20 protein-coding genes are annotated in these 20,127 nt (G+C 71.5%); 16 read left to right on the forward strand and 4 right to left on the reverse strand.

Annotated features, from left to right (window positions below; all coding sequences use genetic code 11):
* Positions 1 to 278 (reverse strand): hypothetical protein (locus ACGFH8_RS09880; protein ID WP_393365675.1); only part of this gene is annotated, 278 nt, incomplete at its 3' end.
* Positions 279 to 500: 222 nt separating this feature from the next.
* Between ACGFH8_RS09880 and ACGFH8_RS09885 the strand changes: the two genes are divergently transcribed.
* From ACGFH8_RS09885 to ACGFH8_RS09930, 10 genes are all read left to right on the forward strand, one after another.
* The gene (locus ACGFH8_RS09885) at positions 501 to 803 is read left to right on the forward strand and encodes a hypothetical protein (RefSeq protein WP_393365677.1); all 303 of its coding nucleotides are present in this window, start codon (positions 501 to 503) and stop codon (positions 801 to 803) included.
* On the forward strand, positions 800 to 1,426 hold the full coding sequence (locus tag ACGFH8_RS09890; protein ID WP_393365679.1) for a tetratricopeptide repeat protein: 627 nt from the start codon (positions 800 to 802) through the stop codon (positions 1,424 to 1,426). The genes ACGFH8_RS09885 and ACGFH8_RS09890 overlap by 4 nt, the downstream gene beginning before the upstream one ends.
* Before the next feature lie 23 nt (positions 1,427 to 1,449).
* Positions 1,450 to 2,700, forward strand: coding sequence for a glycosyltransferase (locus tag ACGFH8_RS09895; protein WP_393365681.1), 1,251 nt, complete (start codon positions 1,450 to 1,452; stop codon positions 2,698 to 2,700).
* Between the two features lie 341 nt (positions 2,701 to 3,041).
* Positions 3,042 to 4,145, forward strand: a complete 1,104-nt coding sequence (ssd, locus tag ACGFH8_RS09900; protein ID WP_393365683.1) for a septum site-determining protein Ssd — start codon at positions 3,042 to 3,044, stop codon at positions 4,143 to 4,145.
* Positions 4,142 to 5,353 (forward strand): TadA family conjugal transfer-associated ATPase, encoded by a 1,212-nt coding sequence (locus ACGFH8_RS09905; RefSeq protein WP_393365685.1) that lies wholly within the window; start codon positions 4,142 to 4,144, stop codon positions 5,351 to 5,353. The genes ssd and ACGFH8_RS09905 overlap by 4 nt, the downstream gene beginning before the upstream one ends.
* Positions 5,350 to 6,633, forward strand: a complete 1,284-nt coding sequence (locus ACGFH8_RS09910; RefSeq protein ID WP_393365686.1) for a hypothetical protein — start codon at positions 5,350 to 5,352, stop codon at positions 6,631 to 6,633. Before ACGFH8_RS09905 ends, ACGFH8_RS09910 begins: the two co-directional genes overlap by 4 nt.
* Complete coding sequence (locus tag ACGFH8_RS09915) at positions 6,630 to 7,271, forward strand: type II secretion system F family protein (RefSeq protein WP_393365688.1); 642 nt, start codon at positions 6,630 to 6,632, stop codon at positions 7,269 to 7,271. Before ACGFH8_RS09910 ends, ACGFH8_RS09915 begins: the two co-directional genes overlap by 4 nt.
* A 22-nt stretch (positions 7,272 to 7,293) precedes the next feature.
* Positions 7,294 to 7,461, forward strand: a complete 168-nt coding sequence (locus ACGFH8_RS09920) for a DUF4244 domain-containing protein (protein WP_081883916.1) — start codon at positions 7,294 to 7,296, stop codon at positions 7,459 to 7,461.
* Between the two features lie 38 nt (positions 7,462 to 7,499).
* Positions 7,500 to 7,898 carry a TadE family type IV pilus minor pilin gene (locus tag ACGFH8_RS09925; RefSeq protein ID WP_393367054.1) on the forward strand — a complete coding sequence of 133 codons (399 nt, stop codon included), beginning with the start codon at positions 7,500 to 7,502 and terminating at the stop codon, positions 7,896 to 7,898.
* A gap of 2 nt (positions 7,899 to 7,900) precedes the next feature.
* A complete protein-coding gene (locus ACGFH8_RS09930; protein ID WP_393365689.1) occupies positions 7,901 to 8,296 on the forward strand; it encodes an Rv3654c family TadE-like protein in 396 nt (131 codons plus the stop codon).
* Between the two features lie 160 nt (positions 8,297 to 8,456).
* On the opposite strand, the gene ACGFH8_RS09935 is transcribed toward ACGFH8_RS09930, so the two are convergent.
* The 3 genes from ACGFH8_RS09935 to ACGFH8_RS09945 form a co-directional block, all read right to left on the reverse strand.
* On the reverse strand, positions 8,457 to 9,035 hold the full coding sequence (locus tag ACGFH8_RS09935) for a hypothetical protein (protein ID WP_393365691.1): 579 nt from the start codon (positions 9,033 to 9,035) through the stop codon (positions 8,457 to 8,459).
* 155 nt (positions 9,036 to 9,190) lie between these two features.
* Complete coding sequence (locus tag ACGFH8_RS09940) at positions 9,191 to 9,400, reverse strand: hypothetical protein (RefSeq protein WP_393365692.1); 210 nt, start codon at positions 9,398 to 9,400, stop codon at positions 9,191 to 9,193.
* 98 nt (positions 9,401 to 9,498) lie between these two features.
* Positions 9,499 to 11,928, reverse strand: coding sequence for a DEAD/DEAH box helicase (locus tag ACGFH8_RS09945; protein ID WP_393365694.1), 2,430 nt, complete (start codon positions 11,926 to 11,928; stop codon positions 9,499 to 9,501).
* A gap of 131 nt (positions 11,929 to 12,059) precedes the next feature.
* Between ACGFH8_RS09945 and ACGFH8_RS09950 the strand changes: the two genes are divergently transcribed.
* The 6 genes from ACGFH8_RS09950 (at position 12,060) to topA (ending at position 20,067) form a co-directional block, all read left to right on the forward strand.
* Entirely contained in the window at positions 12,060 to 12,416 is a 357-nt protein-coding gene (locus ACGFH8_RS09950; RefSeq protein WP_357404550.1) for an STAS domain-containing protein, read from the forward strand.
* Complete coding sequence (locus tag ACGFH8_RS09955) at positions 12,413 to 12,850, forward strand: ATP-binding protein (RefSeq protein ID WP_030334228.1); 438 nt, start codon at positions 12,413 to 12,415, stop codon at positions 12,848 to 12,850. Before ACGFH8_RS09950 ends, ACGFH8_RS09955 begins: the two co-directional genes overlap by 4 nt.
* Before the next feature lie 318 nt (positions 12,851 to 13,168).
* Positions 13,169 to 15,529 (forward strand): sodium-translocating pyrophosphatase, encoded by a 2,361-nt coding sequence (locus ACGFH8_RS09960; RefSeq protein WP_393365696.1) that lies wholly within the window; start codon positions 13,169 to 13,171, stop codon positions 15,527 to 15,529.
* A 102-nt stretch (positions 15,530 to 15,631) separates the two neighbouring features.
* The gene (locus tag ACGFH8_RS09965) at positions 15,632 to 16,174 is read left to right on the forward strand and encodes a hypothetical protein (protein WP_393365698.1); all 543 of its coding nucleotides are present in this window, start codon (positions 15,632 to 15,634) and stop codon (positions 16,172 to 16,174) included.
* Positions 16,165 to 16,896: a hypothetical protein gene (locus tag ACGFH8_RS09970; protein WP_393365700.1), complete on the forward strand. Its 732-nt coding sequence runs from the start codon at positions 16,165 to 16,167 to the stop codon at positions 16,894 to 16,896. Before ACGFH8_RS09965 ends, ACGFH8_RS09970 begins: the two co-directional genes overlap by 10 nt.
* A 333-nt stretch (positions 16,897 to 17,229) precedes the next feature.
* On the forward strand, positions 17,230 to 20,067 hold the full coding sequence (gene topA / locus ACGFH8_RS09975) for a type I DNA topoisomerase (protein WP_393365702.1): 2,838 nt from the start codon (positions 17,230 to 17,232) through the stop codon (positions 20,065 to 20,067).
* Positions 20,068 to 20,127: the final 60 nt, after the last annotated feature.

The following is a 20,127-nucleotide window of genomic DNA, read 5'->3' on the forward strand; positions in this document are numbered from 1 at the left end:
GCGACGCCGGGGTCCAGGGCGCTCAAGGTCTGCAGGGCGTGCAGGGCGATGCCGGCGCTCAGGGCGCTCAAGGTGCGCAGGGCAACACCGGTGCCCAGGGTGCGCAGGGCAACGCGGGTGCGCAGGGATTTCAGGGTTTCCAGGGTGCGCAGGGTGATACTGGCGCTCAAGGCGCGCAGGGAGTTCAGGGCATCACAGGTGCCCAGGGCTTGCAGGGTGCGCAAGGGCCTCAGGGCGACACCGGCGCTCAAGGCGGGATTGGCGCCCAGGGTTTCCAAGGCGCTCAGGGAGCCCAGGGTGCCCAGGGCGACGCGGGCACCCAAGGTGCGCAGGGCGCGACAGGTGCCCAGGGGATCCAGGGTGCCCAGGGCGACACGGGCACTCAGGGCGCTCAGGGTTTCCAGGGCGTAGCAGGACCGCAGGGTGCCACTGGCGCCCAGGGCGCACAGGGACTAGCGGGTAACGGAATCCAGGGCGCCTACATTCAGGGCCCGCTGACCGTGATCGCGGACACTCCGGTGAACTTCGGCTGCGATCCCGGAGACATCGCCGTCGGAACCGGATACCAACTTTCCGGCGCGGGCGTAAACCCAGTGCTGATCCAGCCGCTTTCGACAAGCGGTTATCAGTTCACGTTCACCGGCGGGGGCGCGGACATCTGGGTGTCCTGCATTGAACTCGGCGCGCCGGTGCCGTTCGGTCAGGCCGGCAGCCCGTCGGGCCGGGCGGCGGCCAACAGTAGCAATTCCGACCGGCCGAACAGCGAGTCGGGCCGCCCCGTTACCGTCACGGAGGAAAAATGAGTACGCGTCAGATTTTCGGATCACTTGCCTGTGGTGCGGTCCTGTTGACCGGAGTCGCGGCATGCAGTGAGAAACCTGCCGAGAAGCCGCAGACGAGCAACTCGGGCGACAGCGACAAGGCGAAGGTCGATGCCTCCGCCGGGACCGCTCCGGCGGACCTGTTGAAGCTCGGGGTCGAGCAGGGTCAGGCCGGCAACTTCGAGGCGGCGAAGACCACCTTCGAGAAGGTGTTGGCGACCGAGGCCGACAACAAGTTCGCGTGGTTCAATTTGGGCTTCATCGCCCAGTCGCGTAACCAGCCCGACGAGGCGGTCAACAACTACGACAAGGCATTGGCGGCCGACGGCAACTACAAGCCCGCCCTTTTCAACAAGGCGATCGCGCTGGAAGGCAAAGCTCCGACCAGTTCGATCGACATCTACCGCAAGGTGGTGTCGATCGACAACAAGTCGTCAACCGCATACCTTCGGTTGGGTATTCTGCTGTCCCAGACCGGCGACGACCGGGCGGCGCGGGACGCCTTCAAGGCCGCGGTCCGACTGGACAAGGGGCTCACCTCTTCCGTTCCGGCAAAGTACCGCGCGGCCCCGACCGCTCGGTCCTCGACTCCGGCGGGTAGGTGAGTGGTTCAATGCACACACCGCGCGTGACGGTATTCACGGGAAGCAACCGTACCCGTTTCATCGACGAATGCTTCCGCTCGCTGGCTGCGCAAACTTTCACCGATTGGGAATGGGTGGTCATTCTCAACCAGGGGTCTCGTTGGCGGCCAGAGAGGCACGACGATCGGATTCGGCTCGTCGTCCAGGACAATCTGGACGGCGTTGGCGCCGTGAAGGGGTACGCCTGCGCTGAGGCCGCCGGGGACATACTGGTCGAGCTTGACGACGACGACCTGCTCAGCAGCGACTGTCTGCAAGAGATCGTCGACGCCTTCGACGCCAACCCGGAGGTGGGGTTCGTCTACAGCGACACCGCGCAGATCCAGGAGGACGGCGGCCGCTGTGAAGACCGTTTCTCGAGTTCGTTCGGCTGGCGGCACTACGACGAGAAGGTCGACGGCCGCGAGGTGCTGGTCTGTCGGGCGTTGCCGCCGACACCCCACAACGTGAGCTACATCTGGTACGCACCGAACCACGTGCGCGCCTTCCGCCGGGACATCTACGAGAAGGTCGGCGGATACGACGAGTCGCTCGATGTCGCGGACGATGCCGACCTCATGGCTCGGATGTATCAGGTGAGCGAGTTCCATCACATCCAGAAATGCCTCTACCTGCAACGCATGCATGCCAAGAACACGCAGCGCATTCCGGATGTCAACGCCCGCATCCAGCAGCGTACGGTGGAGATCTACGACCGGAACATTCAGCAGAACGCCTTGGCCTGGTCACGGCGACAGGGGCTCCTGGCGCTGGATCTGGGGGCCGCCCACAACAAGCCGGAAGGCTATCTCGGTCTGGATTACCACGACGGGTCGAGCGTCGACATGATCTGCGACATTACCAAGGGAGTCGATCTACCGGACGGTAGCGTCGGAGTCATTCGGGCCGTCGACTTCCTGGAGCACATCCCGGACAAGATCGCGCTGTTCAATGAGCTCTACCGGTTGCTCGCACCGAACGGGATGCTGTTGTCGCTGACGCCCAGCTCGGACGGCCGAGGTGCCTACCAGGACCCGACGCATGTGGCGTTCTACAACGAAAACTCGTTCTGGTACTTCACGGACGCCAACTATTCTCGGTACGTACCCGAAATCAAGTGCCGCTTCCAGACGTCGCGTCTGGTCACGTATTTTCCGAGCGAATGGCACAAGACGCACAACATTTCGTACGTGTCCGCGAATCTCATCGCGATCAAGGATGACGCCCTGCGTAACGGCGGCCCGCTGAACATATGAGCGTCGGGCTGACCACGTCGCCGTCGCCTGGATCTCGACATCTGCCGGGTCGGCGTCGGAGGTCGGCTCGCTGCCGCCGGCGCGGGTCCGTCCGTGCCAGACGATCATCCATCCGCATCGACCACGTCGACGGGCCGCTCCCGAAAAGGGAGCGGCCTCGTTTGCGTTGCCGAGCAGCTCGTGCGGTGACGGACAGGCCGCGCGCGTAGCAGATCAACTGGCGCGGCGGGCGTTGTCCACAGCCCGCGTGGTTGTCCACAGGTGACGTGGTCGGGGCGGCTTGCGGGGCGGTTTCCGAGCAGGGTCGGCGGCATACCAGAGCCCGACCGCTGGAGGCCGCGATGCCATCCCGTACCTCGGTTCCGCCGATCCGCCGGCTTCCGCTGGTGGTCACCGGCGACCACGATCTGCTCGATGATCTGCTCCGACTCGCCGCCGCCGGCGGGGCCGAGGTGGAGCTCGCCCGCGACCCGGCGGCCGCCCGTACTCGCTGGCAGCCAGCTCCGCTTGTGTTGCTCGGCGCCGACCAGGCCCAGTCGTGTCTGCGTGCCCGGTTGCCACAGCGGCCCCGGCTGGTGCTCGTCGGCCGAGCCGGTCAGCTCGACCCCGGTTGGCAGATTGCCGAGCTGATCGGGGCCGAGCACATCGCCATGCTGCCCACCGCCGAGCCGTGGTTGGTGGATCGATTCGCCGAGCAGGGCGCGGACCGCCCCGGCGAGGCCGGCGCCCGGATCGTCGCGGTGCTCGGCGGTCGGGGCGGTGCCGGGGCGAGCGTGCTCGCTGGTGGCCTCGCCGTGACTGCCGCTCGGTCCCGGTTGCGCACGCTGCTCGTCGACGCGGATCCGCTCGGGGGCGGCCTCGACCTGGTGTTGGGCTGGGAGCAGTTGGAGGGACTGCGCTGGCCGTCGCTCACCAGCGCCGACGGGCGAGTGGACGCCCCGGCGTTGGTGCAGGCCCTGCCCAACAGGGGTGATCTGGTGGTGCTGTCCTGGGATCGCGGCGAGATGCTGGCGTTGCCAGCGGCGGCGATGGCGGCGACCGTCGACGCCGCTCGGCGTGGTCGGGACTTCGTGGTCGTCGACGTGCCTCGACAGTTGGACGACGCCGCGGTGGTGGCGTTGCAGGCGGCGGACCAGGCGTTCGTCGTCGTCCCCGCCGAGTTGCGTGCCACCGCCGCGGCCGCTCGCGTGGTGGCCGCGGCTGCCCCGCACTGCGCCGCGCTCTCGGTGGTGGTGCGCGGGCCCGCTCCGGGTCGACTACGCGCCACCGAGGTGGCACGGGCCCTTGGCCTGCCGCTGGCTGGCGCGCTGCGCCCCGAGCCGGGTCTGTGCCGTGGGCTGGAACGAGGCGAGGCGCCTGCTGCTGCGGGGAAAGGCCCGCTGGCCGCACTCTGCCAGCGGATCGTCACCGACCTGACCGGTGTCCCGGCGACGGGTGCGGCATGACCGGCCGGCCGCAGGACGGCACCCTCGCCGCCCGGGTGCGGCAGCGGATCGCCGCCGCCACCACCCCGGTCACCGCGGCGGCGATCGTCTCCGCCGTACGGGCCGAGCCAACCGCCGCGGTGCTCGGCGACAACGCCGTGCTGCGGATAGCCGACCGGGTGCACGACGACCTCGTCGGCGCCGGGCCGCTGGCCCCTCTGCTCGCCGACCCGGAGGTCACCGACGTCCTCGTCAACGGGACCCGCGTCTGGGTCGACCGTGGTGCGGGGTTGCAGCAGGTCGCGGTCCCGTTCGGCTCGATCGAGGACGTCCGTCGGTTGGCGCAGCGTCTGATCGCCAGCGCCGGCCGGCGGCTCGACGACGGTTCCCCGTACGCGGACGCCCGGCTCCCCGACGGCACCCGACTGCACGCCGTGCTGCCGCCGGTGGCGACCGAGGGCCCCTACCTGTCCCTGCGGACCTTCCGACACCGGCCGTTCACTCTCGACGAGCTGGTCCGCCACGGGACCGTGCCGCGACCGGTGGCACCGCTGCTCGCCGCCGTCGTGGCTGCCCGCCTGGCGTACCTGGTCACCGGGGGCACGGGGTCGGGCAAGACGACCCTGCTCAACACGCTGTTGGGGATGGTTCCCGCCACCGAGCGGATCGTGCTTGTGGAAGACGCCGCCGAGCTGCGTCCGGGGCACCCGCACGTGGTCGGGCTCCAGGCGCGTACCGCCAATGTGGAGGGTTCGGGCGCGGTCAGCCTCGGCGACCTGGTCCGGCAGGCGTTGCGGATGCGTCCGGACCGCCTGGTGGTCGGGGAGTGCCGGGGCGGTGAGGTGGTCGATTTGCTCGCGGCGCTCAACACCGGCCACGACGGGGGCGCGGGCACCTTGCACGCCAACTCCCCGTCCGACGTTCCGGCCCGGCTGGAGGCGCTGGGCATGCTGGGTGGGCTGCCGCGCGCCGCACTGCACGCCCAGGTGGCCGCCGCGTTGCAGGTGTTGTTCCAGGTGCGGCGTGGCGACCAGGGGCGCGTCCTGGAGTCGATCTGCCTGCTCCTGCCCGACGGACCGGATCGGTTGGTGACGGTGGTGCCCGCCTGGGTACGCGGCAGTGGCCTCGGGATGGCCGCCCGCGCACTGGGTGCGCTGCTCCGGCAGCGCGGGGTGGCGGTGCCGCCGATCCTCAGCGAGCCGTGGCCCGGATCGGCAGGTCCGGCATGACCGGGCCGACGATGCTGGTGGCGGCGCTGTTGCTGGTCGCCGCGGCCCTGGTGGCGTGGCCCGTGCGCAGCATCCGCGCGCGCCGACGACGGGTGCTGACGACGGGACGGGGGAGTGGCGGCGCCGATCCCAACGACGCGCTTCTGGAGTGGATTCGGGAACTCGGCCGCACGCCGGACGGGCCGATCGACGGGCCCGACGACCCACCGATTCCGGGTGACGCGATCGGCATTCCGTGCCGGCCGTGGACCACAGCGGGTCGCAGCGGCAGGCCGACCGCGCTCGGCTGGCCCAGCCGGGACGTCACCGGCGGCACGGGTTGGCCCGGGGCGACGGGCGGGTCGGTGGGATCCGCCCGCCCCGTGGGCCCCACACGTCCGCCGACCCGTCGGGATCCCCGCCGCCCGGCCGCCACCACCGGGTACGAGTCCAGGCTCCCGGATGCCGAAGGACGGGGTGGCACATCCGTGGCCGAGATGACGATCGACGGCGACGTGGGGGCGGACCGCCGGGACGACGCCCCCGGTGCGGTGACGACAGTTGGGTGGGGCGCCACGGCGGACAGTCCGGGCAGCACGGTGACGGCCGGGGGAGGCGGGGGTGCCGTTCGCCGGGCCGACCGGCTCGTCGAGTCGACCGATGCCCCGACCGTGGCTGGGCGGACAGGGATTCCACGGTCGTCGAGGCGGGCGCTGCCGCTGGTCGGCCTGCTGGCCGGTGGCGTGGGTGCGGTGGTCGGCGGTCCGGTCGCGGCGGTCGCGTTGGGCGGGTACGCCGCACTGGCCGGGCGGGCCGTGTTGCGCTGGCGAGTGAACCGGGGTGCCGAGCGAAGGCGGCGACGCGGACTGGACCAACTGTGTGGCCTCGCGGCGGACCTCCGGGCCGGCCTGCCCGTGCAGCACGCGCTCGAGGCCGCCACCGATCGGTGGGACGGGTCCGACCGGCTGCGTCAGCTGACGGCAGCAGCGGTGCGACTGGCCGACCGGACGGGCGCGCCGCTGGCGGAACTCGTCGAGCGGATCGAGGCCGACGCTCGGGCGACCGACCGGGGCCTGGCTGCCGCGGCGGCCCAGGCGGCAGGTGCCCGGGCCACGGCCTGGTTGTTGGCCGCGTTGCCGGTGGGCGGGATCCTGCTCGGCTACGGGATTGGCGTCGACCCGGTGGCGGTGCTGCTGCACAGCGGCGTCGGCGGAGTCTGTGCGGTCGTCGCGGTCGCCCTGCAGGTCGTGGGCCTCCTCTGGACGGAACGGCTGGGCGCGACGCCGGGGCGGGTCGGATGATGTCGCGAAGTCCGGCGAGCCGACGCAGCCCAGCCGCTGGGCGGCGGCCGGACGCGATCCGCCTCGCCGCGGCGCTGGGCGGGCTCGCCGTCGCCGTGGTCGCCGAGGGCTGGCTGGGGTTGCTCGGTGCGGTCCCCACCGCGTTCCTGTTGGATTTTCTGCTGCGGCGGATCGAGTCACCGGGCGTGCGCCGGCGGCGGCTGCAGGAGGCCGTCGACCTACCGCTCGCCGTCGACCTGCTGGCCGCCGCGATGCGGGCGGGCGCTCCGGTGGATCGCTCGGTGCTGGCCGTCGCCGAGGCTCTGGACGGACCACTCAGCGCGCGGCTGGCCCGCGCCGGCCGCACGTTGCTGCTCGGCGGTAGCCCATCGGAGGCGTGGTCGGCGCTGGACGGGGTGCCCGGCGCCGAGCGGTTGGCCGCAGCGGCGTTGCGCTCGTCGAACAGCGGCGCGGCCCTGGCCGGCGCGCTGACCCGGCTCGCCGACGACCTACGTGCCGACCGGGCCACCGCTGCCGAGGCGTCCGCCCGTCGGGCGGGTGTGCTCATCGTCCTGCCGCTGGGGCTCTGCTTCCTGCCGGCGTTCATTCTCGCCGGCCTGGTGCCGGTGATCGTCGCCGTCCTCGGCGACGTGCTCTGACCCATCGAGAAGGGAAACAGCCATGCGCAAACTCATCGCCCGCCTGCGCGGCGACGCCGGTATGAACACGGCCGAGTACGCCGTCGGGACACTCGCCGCGGTCGCCTTCGCCGGGATCCTGTTGAAGGTGCTGACCTCCGGCAACGTCCAGTCGGCGCTGACCGCCGTCATCGACCGGGCGCTGAAGTGATCGGGCGCCGGCAGGCTGGCCGCGGTCGGAGGCCAGGCATTCCCGAGCGAGCGCTCGGCGGGTGGAGAGTCCGCGCCGTCGAGCGGGCCGCCGACGGGGACCGAGGGTCGTTCACCGCCGAACTGGCGGCCGGCCTGCCGGCGCTGCTCCTGCTCCTGCTGACCGGCCTCACCGCCGTCAATGCCGTCAGCGCCCAGGCGGGCTGCCTGCACGCGGCCCGGGAAGCCGCGCTGGCCGCCGCTCGCGGCGCGGACGGCAGTGCCGAAGGCGAGCGTGCGGCACCGCCGGGAGCGGAGGTGTCGGTGTCCGTCGACGGCAACCAGGTGCGGACGACGGTACGTGCGCCCGTCCGGGCGCTGGGCGGCCGGCTCCCCCGGATCACCGTCGTGGCCACCGCGGTCGCAGCCGTGGAGCCCGGCGCTGCCGAGAGGAGTTGACGGTGCGACGGACTCACAACCCCGACTCCGCGCGCCCCGACGACGGCCCGCCGGACGCGCAGCGCGGTGGTGCGACCGTCCTGGTGCTGGCGATCGGCCTGGTCTTTCTGCTGTTCGGCACGTTCGGCGCCGCCATCGCCGCAGCTCAGCTAGCGGATCAGCGGGCGGCGGTGGCAGCCGATCTCGGCGCGCTGGCGGCAGCAGCCCACCCGCTCGACGGTGCGGCGATGGCCTGCGCGCTCGCGGCCGACATCGCCAGCCGCAACGCTGGCCGGACGGTCGACTGCCGCCTGGACGGACTGGACGTGCTGGTGACCGTCGAGGTGGCGTTCACGCCACTTCCCGGGCTGACCTGGGTCGCCACATCGACGGCCCGCGCCGGCCCCGTGCGCGGTTGATGACGATTGCGGCTGGGGGCCGCGCCTGCGGACGGGGCCGCGGGCCGGCCGCTCGGCGCACCGGCGGACATCGCGGTGGCTGCCGGACGGCCTGCTGGCCGGGACCAGGGCGCAGGGCCTTGTCCCGGTCAGCGGCCGAGCAGCGGGTGGGCCGGACGGGTCAGCGAGCCTGGAGCGCGTCGAGGGCGACGGCCATGGCGATGACCAGGCGGCGGTCGATCTGCGGCTGCTGCACCTCGACGATGTACTTGTCGCGCAGGCCCCACTTCTTGACGACGGTGAAGACCGGCTGGCCGCCGGCGGTGAAGTCGAAGTGGTACGGCAGCCACGACAGCGAGTCGACGAACCGGCGCAGCAGAGCCACCGGCAGGCTGCGCTCCTGGCCCGTCACCTGCGGCAGGCCGGCCTGCTCGACGTGCCACGTGGACCGGAGCAGGGACTGGGCGAAGTCCTTGCGGAACAGGCCGATCGCGTTGCCGGCGGCGTCGGTGACGTCGTACGTGGCGCCGAGGTCGATGCGCTGGCGGGCCTTGAAACCGAGCAGGGGCTGCTGCTTCGAGTCGTCCGTGTAGATCGTCACCTGCTCCTTGAAGGCGAGCCGCTTCTGCTGCGCGAACGCGATCAGCTCACCCTCGGTGCCGTCCGGAGCGACCGCCCGGACCTCGTACTGGTTGACCATCATGCGCAGTCGTTGACGGACGTGGAACTGGTGCTGGCTCTGCAAGGTGTCGAACTGCATCTGAGCTCCTCAGGGGGTTGGGTCCGCCGGAGTCTCGCACAGCCCGACAACTGTCGCGCTCCTTGCCATCGACGATCGCACGATGCTGGGTAGCCGCCGGGGGCCGTCGGACGACTACGCCAGCATCCCGTTGCCCGTGCTGGTGAAAGGGGTGGTCAGCGCCCGTCGGTGGTGGTCGCGGCGCGCAGCGCCCAGGTGTTGAGGACCTGGTGGATGACGCGCAGCCGTTCGTTGATCTGCTCCAGGCGTTCGGCCTGAGCCAGGGTGGCCAGCGCGGCCCCGAGCGCGATCTGCTGGTCGAGGGTGAGTTGATCCTGGTCGATGGTATAGAGCAGATCGACGGTCTCGGCGATGGTGTCGGCCACGGCTCCTCCTCGGGCACGGGGGGCGATCAGCAACAAAGAGATCGATGGAAGCGCTCCCACACATTGTGCCCAGTGCCATGCCGATTCATGCAACCCGCTCAGCCGGGCAGGTTCGCCAACACCACGTCGAGCACCCGGATCGCATCCGGCTTGGAGAGCGGATTGTTGCCGTTGCCACACTTCGGCGACTGCACGCAGGACGGGCAGCCGGTCTCGCAACCACACTCCGCGATCGCGTCCCGGGTGGCCCGCAGCCACGCCGACGCCGTCCCGTACGCCCGCTCGGCGAACCCCGCGCCACCCGGATGCCCGTCGTAGACGAAGACGGTCGGCGCCTCGGTGTCCGGATGCACGGCGGTGGAGAGCCCGCCGATGTCCCACCTGTCGCAGGTGGCCATCAGCGGCAGCAGGCCGATCGCGGCGTGTTCGGCGGCGTGCAGCGCACCCGGCACGTCGGCGGGCTGCACCCCGGCGAGAGTCAACGACCGCGGCGACAGGGTGAACCAGACCGCCACCGTGCGCAGCTCCCGGGCGGGCAGGTCGAGTGGCCGGGTGTCGATCACCTCGCCGGTGGCGATCCGTCGCCGCTGGTACGACACGACCTGACTTGTCACGTCCACCTCGCCGAGGAACATGCCGACCGGCCCGGCGTCCACGTAGGAACGCACCGACACCACGGACAGGTCGGTGACGTCCCGGGCGTGGGTGGACCAGTCCGGCTCCTCGACGTGCACGAGCGCGCACCCGTCGGCGAGGTCGAGGTCGTCGACCACGTACGAGACGCCCTGGTGCAGATAGACCGCGCCGGGGTGGAGCAGGAAGTGCGAGGAGCCGCCGTCGACAGTGCCGAGCAGCCGGCCGGTCGACGACTCCACCACGCAGACCGGGGCGCCGCCCTCGCCGCGTAGGTCCACCTCGGGCCGCTCCCGGTGTCGCCAGTACCAGCCGGTGGGCCGCTGCCGCAGCGCCCCGGCGGCGACGAGTTGGTCGACGGCCTCCTTCGCCCCGTCGCCGAAGAGCACCAGGTCGGCCGGGGTGAGTGGTGCCTCCGCGGCGGCGCAGGCGAGTTGCGGTGCCAGCACGTACGGGTTGGCGGGGTCGAGCACCGTCGCCTCCACGGGGGCGCCGAAGATCGCCTCCGGGTGGTGCACCAGATAGGTGTCCAGTGGGTCGTCCCGGGCCACCAGCACGGCGAGGGCTTCCTGTCCGGAACGGCCGGCGCGGCCCGCCTGCTGCCACAGCGACGCCCGGGTGCCGGGGTAGCCGCAGATCAGCACCGCGTCCAGCCCGATCAGGTCCACACCCAGTTCGAGCGCGTTCGTAGAGGCCAGGCCGAGCAGGTCGCCGTGCAGCAGTGCCCGTTCCAGCTCGCGCCGCTCCTCACGCAGGTAGCCGCCCCGGTAGGCGGCCACCCGGTCGCCGAGCCCCGGCACCGCGTCGTCGAGTGACCGGCGTGCGTTGGCCGCCACCACCTCGGCGCCCTTGCGGGAACGGACGAACGCGAGGGTGCGTACCCCCTCGGCGACCGTGTCGGCGAGCAGGTCCGCGGTCTCGCGCAGCGCCGACCGGCGGACCTGGTGGAGGTCGTCGTGCTCACCTGTCGCCTGCGGGGGCACCGGGGAACCGGTGCCGGTGTCGGGTGGCAGCAGCGGCGGCTCCCAGAGCGCGAAGGTCACCCCGCCGCGCGGCGACGCGTCCTCGGTGACCGCCGTCACCGGCAGGCCGGTCAGCCGCCCGGCCGCGGTCGCCGGGTCGCCGGAGGTCGCCGAGGCGAGGACGAAGACCGGGGTGGCCCCGAACCGGGCGCACTGCCGACGGAGCCGCCGGAGCACGTGCGCCACGTGCGAGCCGAACACGCCTCGGTAGGTGTGGCACTCGTCGATCACCACGTACGCGAGTCGGCGCAGGAAACCGGACCACTGGGCATGACCGGGCAGGATGCCGTGGTGCAGCATGTCGGGGTTGGTCAGCACGAACCGGGAGTGCCGGCGGATCCACTCCCGCTCGGCGCGCGGAGTGTCCCCGTCGTAGCAGGCGGGGCGTACCCCCTCCAGTTCCAGCGCGGCGACGGCGCGCAACTGGTCGGCGGCGAGGGCCTTTGTCGGCGCCAGGTAGAGCACCGTGGCCCGGGGGTCGGCGCGCAGGGTGGACAGGGCCGGCATCTGGTACGCGAGTGACTTGCCGGACGCGGTGCCGGTGGCGACGATCACGTGCTGACCCTCGTACGCCAGGTTGGCGGCCTCGGCCTGGTGCTGCCAGGGCGCGACCACGCCGCGCTTGGCGAACGCCGCGCGCAGTTCCGCCGGCGCCCACGACGGCCACGGAGCGGGCACCCCGGCGCGGGCCGGCACCCGCTCGACGTGGGTGACCGGGTCACCGGCGCCCCGGGCGCGGAGTCGGCGCAGCAGGTCGGCCGGCGTTGGCCCGGGGCCGGGACCAGCGGATACGGTGGCCGCGGGCGACGACTCCAGGTCATGGCGCGGCGTGTGCCGCGCCGAGCTGAAGTCGTTGGAGGTCACGCCCTGCACTCTCGCACTGGTGTTCGGAGATGAAAAGTCGGGCCCGGGGGTAAGGGGAAGCCTCCGCTGGCGTCCGCAGGCCGCACCGGCGGTAGTGGTTAGATGCCCACGAGAGTTTACGGCTCTGGCGAGGAGGACCGATGGAGCTGTCGCTGGCTACCCGCACCGAGGGTGAGCACACGGTGCTCGAGGTCGGTGGTGAGGTGGACGTCTACACCGCGCCCCGGCTCCGCGAACGACTCCTCGAGTTGATCGATGGTGGCGCCCGACACGTGGTCGTCGACCTCGACCGGGTGGACTTCCTCGACTCCACCGGGCTGGGTGTGCTCGTCGGCGCGCTCAAGCGGCTCCGGTCGGCCGGCGGTTCGTTCGCCCTGGTCTGCGACAAGGAGCCGCTGCTCAAGATCTTCCGGATCACCGCACTGGACCAGGTGTTCCCGTTGCACCCGACGGTCGACGCGGCGATCAGCGCCGACCCGGCGGGCGCCGGCGCGTGATGGCGACCGTCAAGCTCTCGTTCTCCCCCGCCCCGGTGCACGTGCGCACCGCCCGGCTGGTCGGCGTCGCCGTCGCACGGCGCGCCGGGGTCCGGGAGGACCTGCTGGACGAGGTACGCCTGGCCATCGGTGAGGCGTGCACCCGCGCGGTGGCCCTGCACCGGCAGTACGGCCTGGCCGACCCGGTGCTCGTGGAGATGTCCGACGGCGGTTCGTACGCGGTGCGGGTGGTGGACCGGGCGCCGATCGAGGCGGGCATCGGCCTGACCGCGCTGCCCCCGGACGAGTTGGCGAACGAGTCGCTTACCGACGAGGCGCTGACCACCGGCGTCGGGTTCGCGCTGCTCGCCGGTTTCGTCGAGGACCTGCAGGTGCGCCCGGTCGACGAGGGCATCGGCACCGAGGTGCGGATGGTGTGGCCGGTCGGCCGCTGACCCAAAACCGTTTCGTGGGCCGCATCCCGATGGGGGTGCGGCCCTTTTTTGTTTCATGGACCGTGCCCTATATCAGATTTCGATTCATAACACAGCGACGGAGATCATCGCGACACGGTGGCACCTGCGTGTGACCTCCGACACTGCGGAGGGCTACAGTACCCGGGTTGTCAGCAAGTGATCCATCCCGCAGCCAGCGGGTATGGGTGGTCATCGCTGGTCCGCCGGGGTTGGCGCTCGCTTGCGAAGTCCGCATCCAGGCGTCGGTCGGTGCGTCTCCACTCACCGGCGCGATTGTTCGGTAACAGGAGGACACAGATGTCCGAGACCTTGGCCGCCGACGGCGGCGGGCTTTCCCTTACCGGAAGCAATGTCACATACGTCGTCATCGCCGCGGTGATCGCGCTCGTGGCGCTCGCCTTCGCCGCCGCCCTTACCAAGACGGTGCTCGCCGCCGGCAAGGGCACCACGAACATGCAGGAGATCTCGGCGGCGGTCCAGGAGGGCGCCTCGGCCTACCTGCTCCGCCAGTTCCGTACCCTGGCGATCTTCGTCGTCATCGCCGTGGTGCTGCTCTTCCTGCTGCCGGTGCACGACACCGACGGCAGCGAGGTCGCGGTGAAGATCGGCCGCTCGGCCTTCTTCGTGGTGGGCGCCCTGTTCAGCGCGTTCATCGGCGGGGCGGGCATGTGGTTGGCCACCCGCGCCAACCTGCGCGTCGCCGCCGCCGCGAGGGAGCGGGAAGGTGGCCGCGAGGCGGCCATGAAGATCGCCTTCCGCACCGGTGGTGTGGTCGGCTTCCTCACCGTCGGCCTCGGCCTCTTCGGCGCCGCGCTCGTCGTCCTGGTCTACCGGGGTGACGCGCCGACCGTGCTGGAGGGCTTCGGCTTCGGCGCCGCGCTGCTCGCGATGTTCATGCGGGTCGGCGGCGGCATCTTCACCAAGGCCGCCGACGTCGGCGCCGACCTGGTCGGCAAGGTCGAGCAGGGCATCCCCGAGGACGACCCGCGTAACGCCGCCACCATCGCCGACAACGTGGGCGACAACGTCGGCGACTGCGCCGGCATGGCCGCGGACCTGTTCGAGTCGTACGCGGTGACGCTCGTCGCCGCGCTGATCCTCGGCCGCGCCGCGTTCGGCGAGGAGGGCCTGGTCTTCCCGCTGATCATCTCCACCATCGGCGTCCTGGTCGCGATCATCGGAGTCTTCATCACCCGGCTGCGCGCCTCCGACCGCAACGCGCTGACCGCGATCAACCGGGCCTTCTACATCTCGGCGGTGCTGTCGGCCGTGCTGGTGGCGATCGCCGCCTACGCCTACCTGCCGGCGACGTTCGGCGAGTTCGACGCCGGCCTCACCGACGCCGGCGGCAACCCGCGGTTCGTGGCCATCGGCGCGGTGGTGATCGGCATCGTGCTGGCCGCCGCGATCCAGGCCCTGACCGGCTACTTCACCGAGACCAACAGGCGTCCGGTGCAGGACATCGGCAAGAGCTCGCAGACCGGTGCGGCGACAGTCATCCTGGCCGGCATCAGCATCGGTCTGGAGTCGGCGGTCTACTCGGCGCTGCTCATCGGCGCCGGCGTCTTCGGCGCGTTCCTGCTCGGCGGCAGCTCCATCACGCTGTCGCTGTTCGCGGTGGCGCTGGCCGGCACCGGCCTGCTCACCACTGTCGGCGTCATCGTCGCGATGGACACCTTCGGGCCGATCTCCGACAACGCCCAGGGCATCGCGGAGATGTCCGGCGACATCGACGAGCACGGTGCCCGGACGCTCACCGAGCTGGACGCGGTCGGCAACACCACGAAGGCGATCACCAAGGGCATCGCGATCGCCACGGCGGTGCTCGCCGCGACCGCGCTGTTCGGCTCGTACACCGACTCGCTGAAGGCCGCGTACGCGGACGCGGGCGTGGGCGACGTCGGGTTGGAGATCCTCAACTCGCTGAACGTGGCCAACCCGCGCAACCTGGTCGGCCTGATCATCGGTGCGGCGGTCGTCTTCCTCTTCTCCGGGCTGGCCATCAACGCGGTGTCCCGCTCGGCGGGCGCCGTCGTTATGGAGGTCCGCCGGCAGTTCCGTGAGCTGCCCGGCATCATGGACCGCACCCAGCGCCCGGAGTACGGCAAGGTCGTCGACATCTGCACCCGGGACGCGCAGCGCGAGCTGATGACCCCCGGTCTGCTGGCCATCCTGGCGCCGATCGCGGTCGGCTTCGGCCTCGGGCCCGGCGCGCTCGCCGCGTACCTGGCCGGGGCGATCGGGGCGGGCACCCTGATGGCGGTCTTCCTGGCCAACTCCGGTGGCGCGTGGGACAACGCCAAGAAGCTGGTCGAGGACGGCGCGTACGGCGGCAAGGGCTCCGAGTCGCACGCCGCGACCGTCATCGGTGACACCGTCGGCGACCCGTTCAAGGACACCGCAGGCCCGGCGATCAACCCGCTGATCAAGGTGATGAACCTGGTCTCGCTGCTGATCGCGCCCGCCGTGGTGGCGTACAGCGTCGGCGACGACCGCAACGTCGGCCTGCGGGTCGGCATCGCGCTGGTCGCGACGCTGATCATCGTGGCGTCGGTGGTGTTCAGCAAGCGCAAGGGCATCGCGATGGACAGCTCCGACGCCGATGGCAGCACCGGCGCGGGCAGCTCCGACCACCGGCCGGAGACGATCAACGCCTGATCCGGCACCGGCACGGGCTCCCCGGTCGACGTCCGCGTCGACCGGGGACCCCGGCCGTCCGGCCCGGTGCCACACCTACCCGAAGGCCGTACGCTGCAACGCATGCGTACGTGCCAGGCGTCTGCCGCCGGAAAGCTCACGGTGGTCCTGGCCACGATCGTCGTCGTCCTCGCCGGCTGCGGCGGCGGCCCCAGCCCCAGGGCCTGGGCGGCGTCGGTCTGCGGCGCGCTCGCCCCATGGCGCTCCGAGATCAGCAAGCTGACCAGTAGTACGGACGAGCAGATGACCGCGCAGACCACGCCGGCGCAGGCCAAGGAGAACCTGGTGCGGCTCTTCGGCGGGGCGGAGCAGGCAAGTGAGGCCGCGCGCCGCAAGGTGGAGCGGGCGGGCATCCCGGAGACCGACAACGGCGAGGCCATCTCCGCCGGTTTCCGCAGCTCACTGGGGAAGATGCGGGACGCCTACGGCCGCGCCCGGGACACCATCGACGGGTTGGGCACCGGCGAGCCGACGGCCTTCTACGACGGCGTCCGGGCCGCCGTGGCGACCCTCAACACGGAGTACGACGCCAGCGCGCTGGACACCAGCAAGCTCAACTCCGAGGAGCTGAAAAAAGCCTTCGACGAGGTGCCGGAGTGTCGCTGAGCGGGCTCGACGACACCCCGGCGGAGCCATCGGCGCTGTTCCCCGCCCCCGAGTCCGACGCGCCCGTACCCGCACCGGCGCGACGGCGCGGCGGCCCAGCTCAGCCCTCCCCGCCGAGGCGGGAGCCGAGCCAGGGCGCCGAGGCGGGTCGGCAACTTGTCTTCTTCGGCGCGGAGGCGGCCGAGCCGACGGTCGCCGACCTCGCCGGGCTGCTCGCCGGGCCGGGCGAGGTGGTCCGCATGGGCGGCACCGCCCGGCTCTCGGTGCAGGTGGACGCCGCGTGGCGGGTGCACGTGCTCGTCGCCGAACTGGCGTCGCGGGGGCTGGCGGCGAGCTGGGAGCCGACCGAGGGCGAGCGACACGCCGTGCGTACGTCGTACACCCGGGTCTTGAAGCCGCTCGCGGCGGCCTGGCTGCACGGTACGGCGAAACGCCCGCCGGCCACCTTCCACCTGACCGGCCGGCGGCTGCGGCTGTGGCTCGCCGCCGCCGGGACGCCGGAGCCACCCGATGGCTTCCTGTTGCGGGTCGGCGCGGACGACCGGGAGTGCTGGGAGCCGATCGGGGTCGCGCTCGCCGCGGCCGGGCTGGCCGGCACGCTGCTCAGTCCGGGTGAGGGCGATCCGGCGTACCAGATCACCGGCCGCCGCCGGCTGGCCCGGCTCGCCGAGCTGGTCGGCCGCCCGCCCCGGGCGGCGCCGGCCGGTGCCTGGCCGACCTGATCCGCGGCGGGGCGGGCGTCTGTCCGGTGGTGGACAGCTGGCGGGGACATCAGGGCGGAAAACGGGCGGGTTGGCCCCTGGTCGTGGGCCCGCCATCGTCACAGTGACCCTCTTCGAGCCCTACCCACGGTGTACGGTGGCGCCGTCCGGCAGTGCCGAGCGCGGCGGGGCGAGAGGTGACCGTCGCGCGGTGGCGGTTTGCCGCCCGCGAAACCCGAAACGCTTGCGGCGCGTTACGTTGGACATCCGGACCGCCGGTGTGACGGCGGGGTCGAAGGCGGTCGCTGTCCGGGCGCCGGCAGGCCACGAGCAGGAGTGAGGTCGGGGAGAGACGTGCCAAGCGAAGCTGGAACCACCCGTCTGGTCATCGTCGAGTCACCGGCGAAGGCCAAGACGATCTCGGGCTACCTCGGCCCGGGGTACGTCGTGGAGGCCAGCTTCGGTCACGTCCGCGACCTGCCGCGCAACGCCGCCGACGTGCCGGCCAAATACAAGAAGGAGCCCTGGGCCCGGCTCGGGGTGGACGTGGACAACGGCTTCCACGCGCTCTACGTCGTCTCCGCCGACCGCAAGCAGCAGATCAGCAAGCTGATCAAGCTGGCCAAGGAGGTCGACGAGATCTTCCTGGCGACGGATGAGGACCGCGAGGGCGAGGCGATCGCCTGGCACCTGGTCGAGACGCTCAAGCCCAAGGTCCCGGTCAAGCGGATGGTCTTCCACGAGATCACCAAGCCGGCGATCCAGGCGGCCGTGGCCAACCCCCGGGAGATCGACCGCGACCTGGTCGACGCCCAGGAGGCGCGGCGGATCCTCGACCGGCTCTACGGCTACGAGGTCTCCCCGGTGCTGTGGAAGAAGGTCATGCCGAGGCTCTCGGCCGGCCGGGTGCAGTCCGTGGCGACCCGCATCGTGGTCGAGCGGGAGCGGCAGCGGATGGCCTTCCGCACCGCCGAATACTGGGACATCCTGGCCACCCTCGCCGTGACGAACGCCGGCGAGGGCCCACGCGCGTTCAACGCCACCCTGATCGCCCTGAACGGCGACCGGATCGCCACCGGTAAGGACTTCGAGCCGACCACCGGTCGGGTGAAGCCCGGCGCCGGGGTCGTCCACCTCGACGAGAGTGGTGCCCGGGGTCTCGCGGCCCGACTCGACGGGCGGCCGTTCACCGTCACCCGGGTCGAGGAGAAGCCCTACCGTCGCCGCCCGTACGCGCCGTTCATCACGTCGACCCTCCAGCAGGAGGCGGCCCGCAAGCTGCGCCTGTCCTCGCAGCAGACGATGCGCACCGCGCAGCGGCTCTACGAGAACGGCTACATCACCTATATGCGTACCGACTCGGTCAACCTGTCGGAGACCGCCATCTCGGCGGCCCGTCGGCAGATCGTCGAGTTGTACGGCGAGCGCAGCGTTCCGCCGGAGCCGCGCCGCTACACCGGCAAGGTGAAGAACGCGCAGGAGGCGCACGAGGCGATCCGCCCGGCGGGGGACAACTTCCGCACCCCGGGCGAGGTCGCCAAGGAGCTGTCCGCCGAGGAGTTCAAGCTCTACGAGCTGATCTGGCGGCGGACCATCGCCTCGCAGATGACCGACGCGGTCGGCTCCAGCGTGTCGGTGCGCATCCGGGCGGTCTCCACCTCCTCCGAGGAGGCCGACTTCGGCGCGACCGGCAAGACCATCACGGACCCGGGCTTCCTGCGGGCGTACGTGGAGTCCAGCGACGACGAGAACGCCGAGGCCGAGGACGCCGAGCGCCGGCTGCCCACCCTGGTCAAGGACCAGCCGCTGACCGCCGACGAGCTGGCCGCGCAGGGCCACCACACCCAGCCGCCGTCGCGCTACACCGAAGCGTCGCTGGTGAAGGCCCTGGAAGAGCTGGGCATCGGCCGTCCGTCCACCTACGCGTCGATCATGCAGACGATCCAGGACCGGGGGTACGTCACCAAGCGCGGGCAGGCGATGATCCCGACCTTCCTGGCGTTCGCGGTGATCGGGCTGATGGAGCGGCACTACCCGCGCCTGATCGACTACGACTTCACCGCCACGATGGAAAACGAGCTTGACGAGATCGCCGGCGGTGACCACGCCGCCGTCGACTTCCTCACCGCGTTCTACTTCGGCAGCTCCAACGGCGCCGGTGACCAGGACATCGCCCGTTCCGGTGGGCTGAAGAAGCTGGTCACCGAGAACCTGAGCGACATCGACGCCCGCAGCGTCAACTCCATCCCGCTCTTCACCGACGACGAGGGCCGCGAGGTCGTCGTCCGGGTCGGCCGGTACGGCCCGTACCTGCAACGGGAGCTGCCCGGCGGCGAACAGTCGGCCGCCGCCTCGGGTGAGGGCGAGGAGGGTGGCACCCAGGGTGACCGGGCGCCGATCCCGGAGGGCCTGGCCCCGGACGAGCTGACCCCGGAGAAGGTGCACGAGCTGTACCTCGGCGGCAGCGGCGAGCGCAAGCTCGGCGACGACCCGGCGACCGGCGAGCCGATCGTGCTCAAGTCCGGCCGGTTCGGCCCGTACGTGTCCAGCGGTGAGCGGAAGTCCTCGCTGCTGCGGACGCAGACCCCGGACTCCCTCACCCTGGAGGAGGCGCTCAAGCTGCTCAGCCTGCCCCGGCTGGTCGGTGTCGCGCCGGACGGCGTCGAGGTCTTCGCCAACAACGGCCGCTACGGCCCGTACGTGAAGCGGGGCGAGGAGTTCCGCTCGCTGGAGTCCGAGGACCAGATGTTCACGGTGGGCCTGGACGAGGCGCTGGCGCTGCTGGCCGCCCCGAAGGCCCGTGGACGGCGGGCGGCGGCGCCGCCGCTGCGCGAGATGGGCGTGGACCCGGCCACCGAGAAGCCGCTGGTGATCAAGGACGGTCGGTTCGGCCCGTACGTCACCGACGGCGAGGTCAACGCGTCGCTGCGGCGCGCGCAGACCCCGGAGGCGCTGACCATCGAGGAAGCGTCCGAGATGCTTGCGGAGAAGCGGGCGAAGGGTCCGGCGCCGCGGAAGAAGGCGGCGGCGAAGAAGGCCCCCGCGAAGAAGGCCACGGCGGCGAAGAAGACGGCAGCGGCCAGCAAGTCCACGGCCGCGAAGAAGACCACGACGGCCAAGGCCAGCACCGCGGCGAAGAAGACCCCGGCCAAGAAGGCAACCCCCCGCAAGGCCGCGTCCAGCACGGAGTGACAGTGGTCCACGAGATCTTGGAAGGAACGTGCCCCTCCAAGGGCCGTTTCCCTCCAAGAT

Origin of the sequence: Micromonospora sp. NPDC049175 (genome assembly GCF_043197345.1) — a bacterium.
GTDB lineage: Bacteria > Actinomycetota > Actinomycetes > Mycobacteriales > Micromonosporaceae > Micromonospora.

Excerpts from the sequence above, each read along its gene's own strand:
- ACGFH8_RS09965 (WP_393365698.1), top strand. The coding sequence starts at position 15,632 with ATGCGTACGTGCCAGGCGTCTGCCGCCGGAAAGCTCACGGTGGTCCTG.
- ACGFH8_RS09935 (WP_393365691.1), bottom strand. The coding sequence starts at position 9,035 with ATGCAGTTCGACACCTTGCAGAGCCAGCACCAGTTCCACGTCCGTCAA.
- ACGFH8_RS09960 (WP_393365696.1), top strand. The coding sequence starts at position 13,169 with ATGTCCGAGACCTTGGCCGCCGACGGCGGCGGGCTTTCCCTTACCGGA.
- ACGFH8_RS09890 (WP_393365679.1), top strand. The coding sequence starts at position 800 with ATGAGTACGCGTCAGATTTTCGGATCACTTGCCTGTGGTGCGGTCCTG.
- ACGFH8_RS09920 (WP_081883916.1), top strand. The coding sequence starts at position 7,294 with ATGCGCAAACTCATCGCCCGCCTGCGCGGCGACGCCGGTATGAACACG.
- ACGFH8_RS09950 (WP_357404550.1), top strand. The coding sequence starts at position 12,060 with ATGGAGCTGTCGCTGGCTACCCGCACCGAGGGTGAGCACACGGTGCTC.
- ACGFH8_RS09915 (WP_393365688.1), top strand. The coding sequence starts at position 6,630 with ATGATGTCGCGAAGTCCGGCGAGCCGACGCAGCCCAGCCGCTGGGCGG.
- ssd (WP_393365683.1), top strand. The coding sequence starts at position 3,042 with ATGCCATCCCGTACCTCGGTTCCGCCGATCCGCCGGCTTCCGCTGGTG.
- ACGFH8_RS09905 (WP_393365685.1), top strand. The coding sequence starts at position 4,142 with ATGACCGGCCGGCCGCAGGACGGCACCCTCGCCGCCCGGGTGCGGCAG.
- ACGFH8_RS09910 (WP_393365686.1), top strand. The coding sequence starts at position 5,350 with ATGACCGGGCCGACGATGCTGGTGGCGGCGCTGTTGCTGGTCGCCGCG.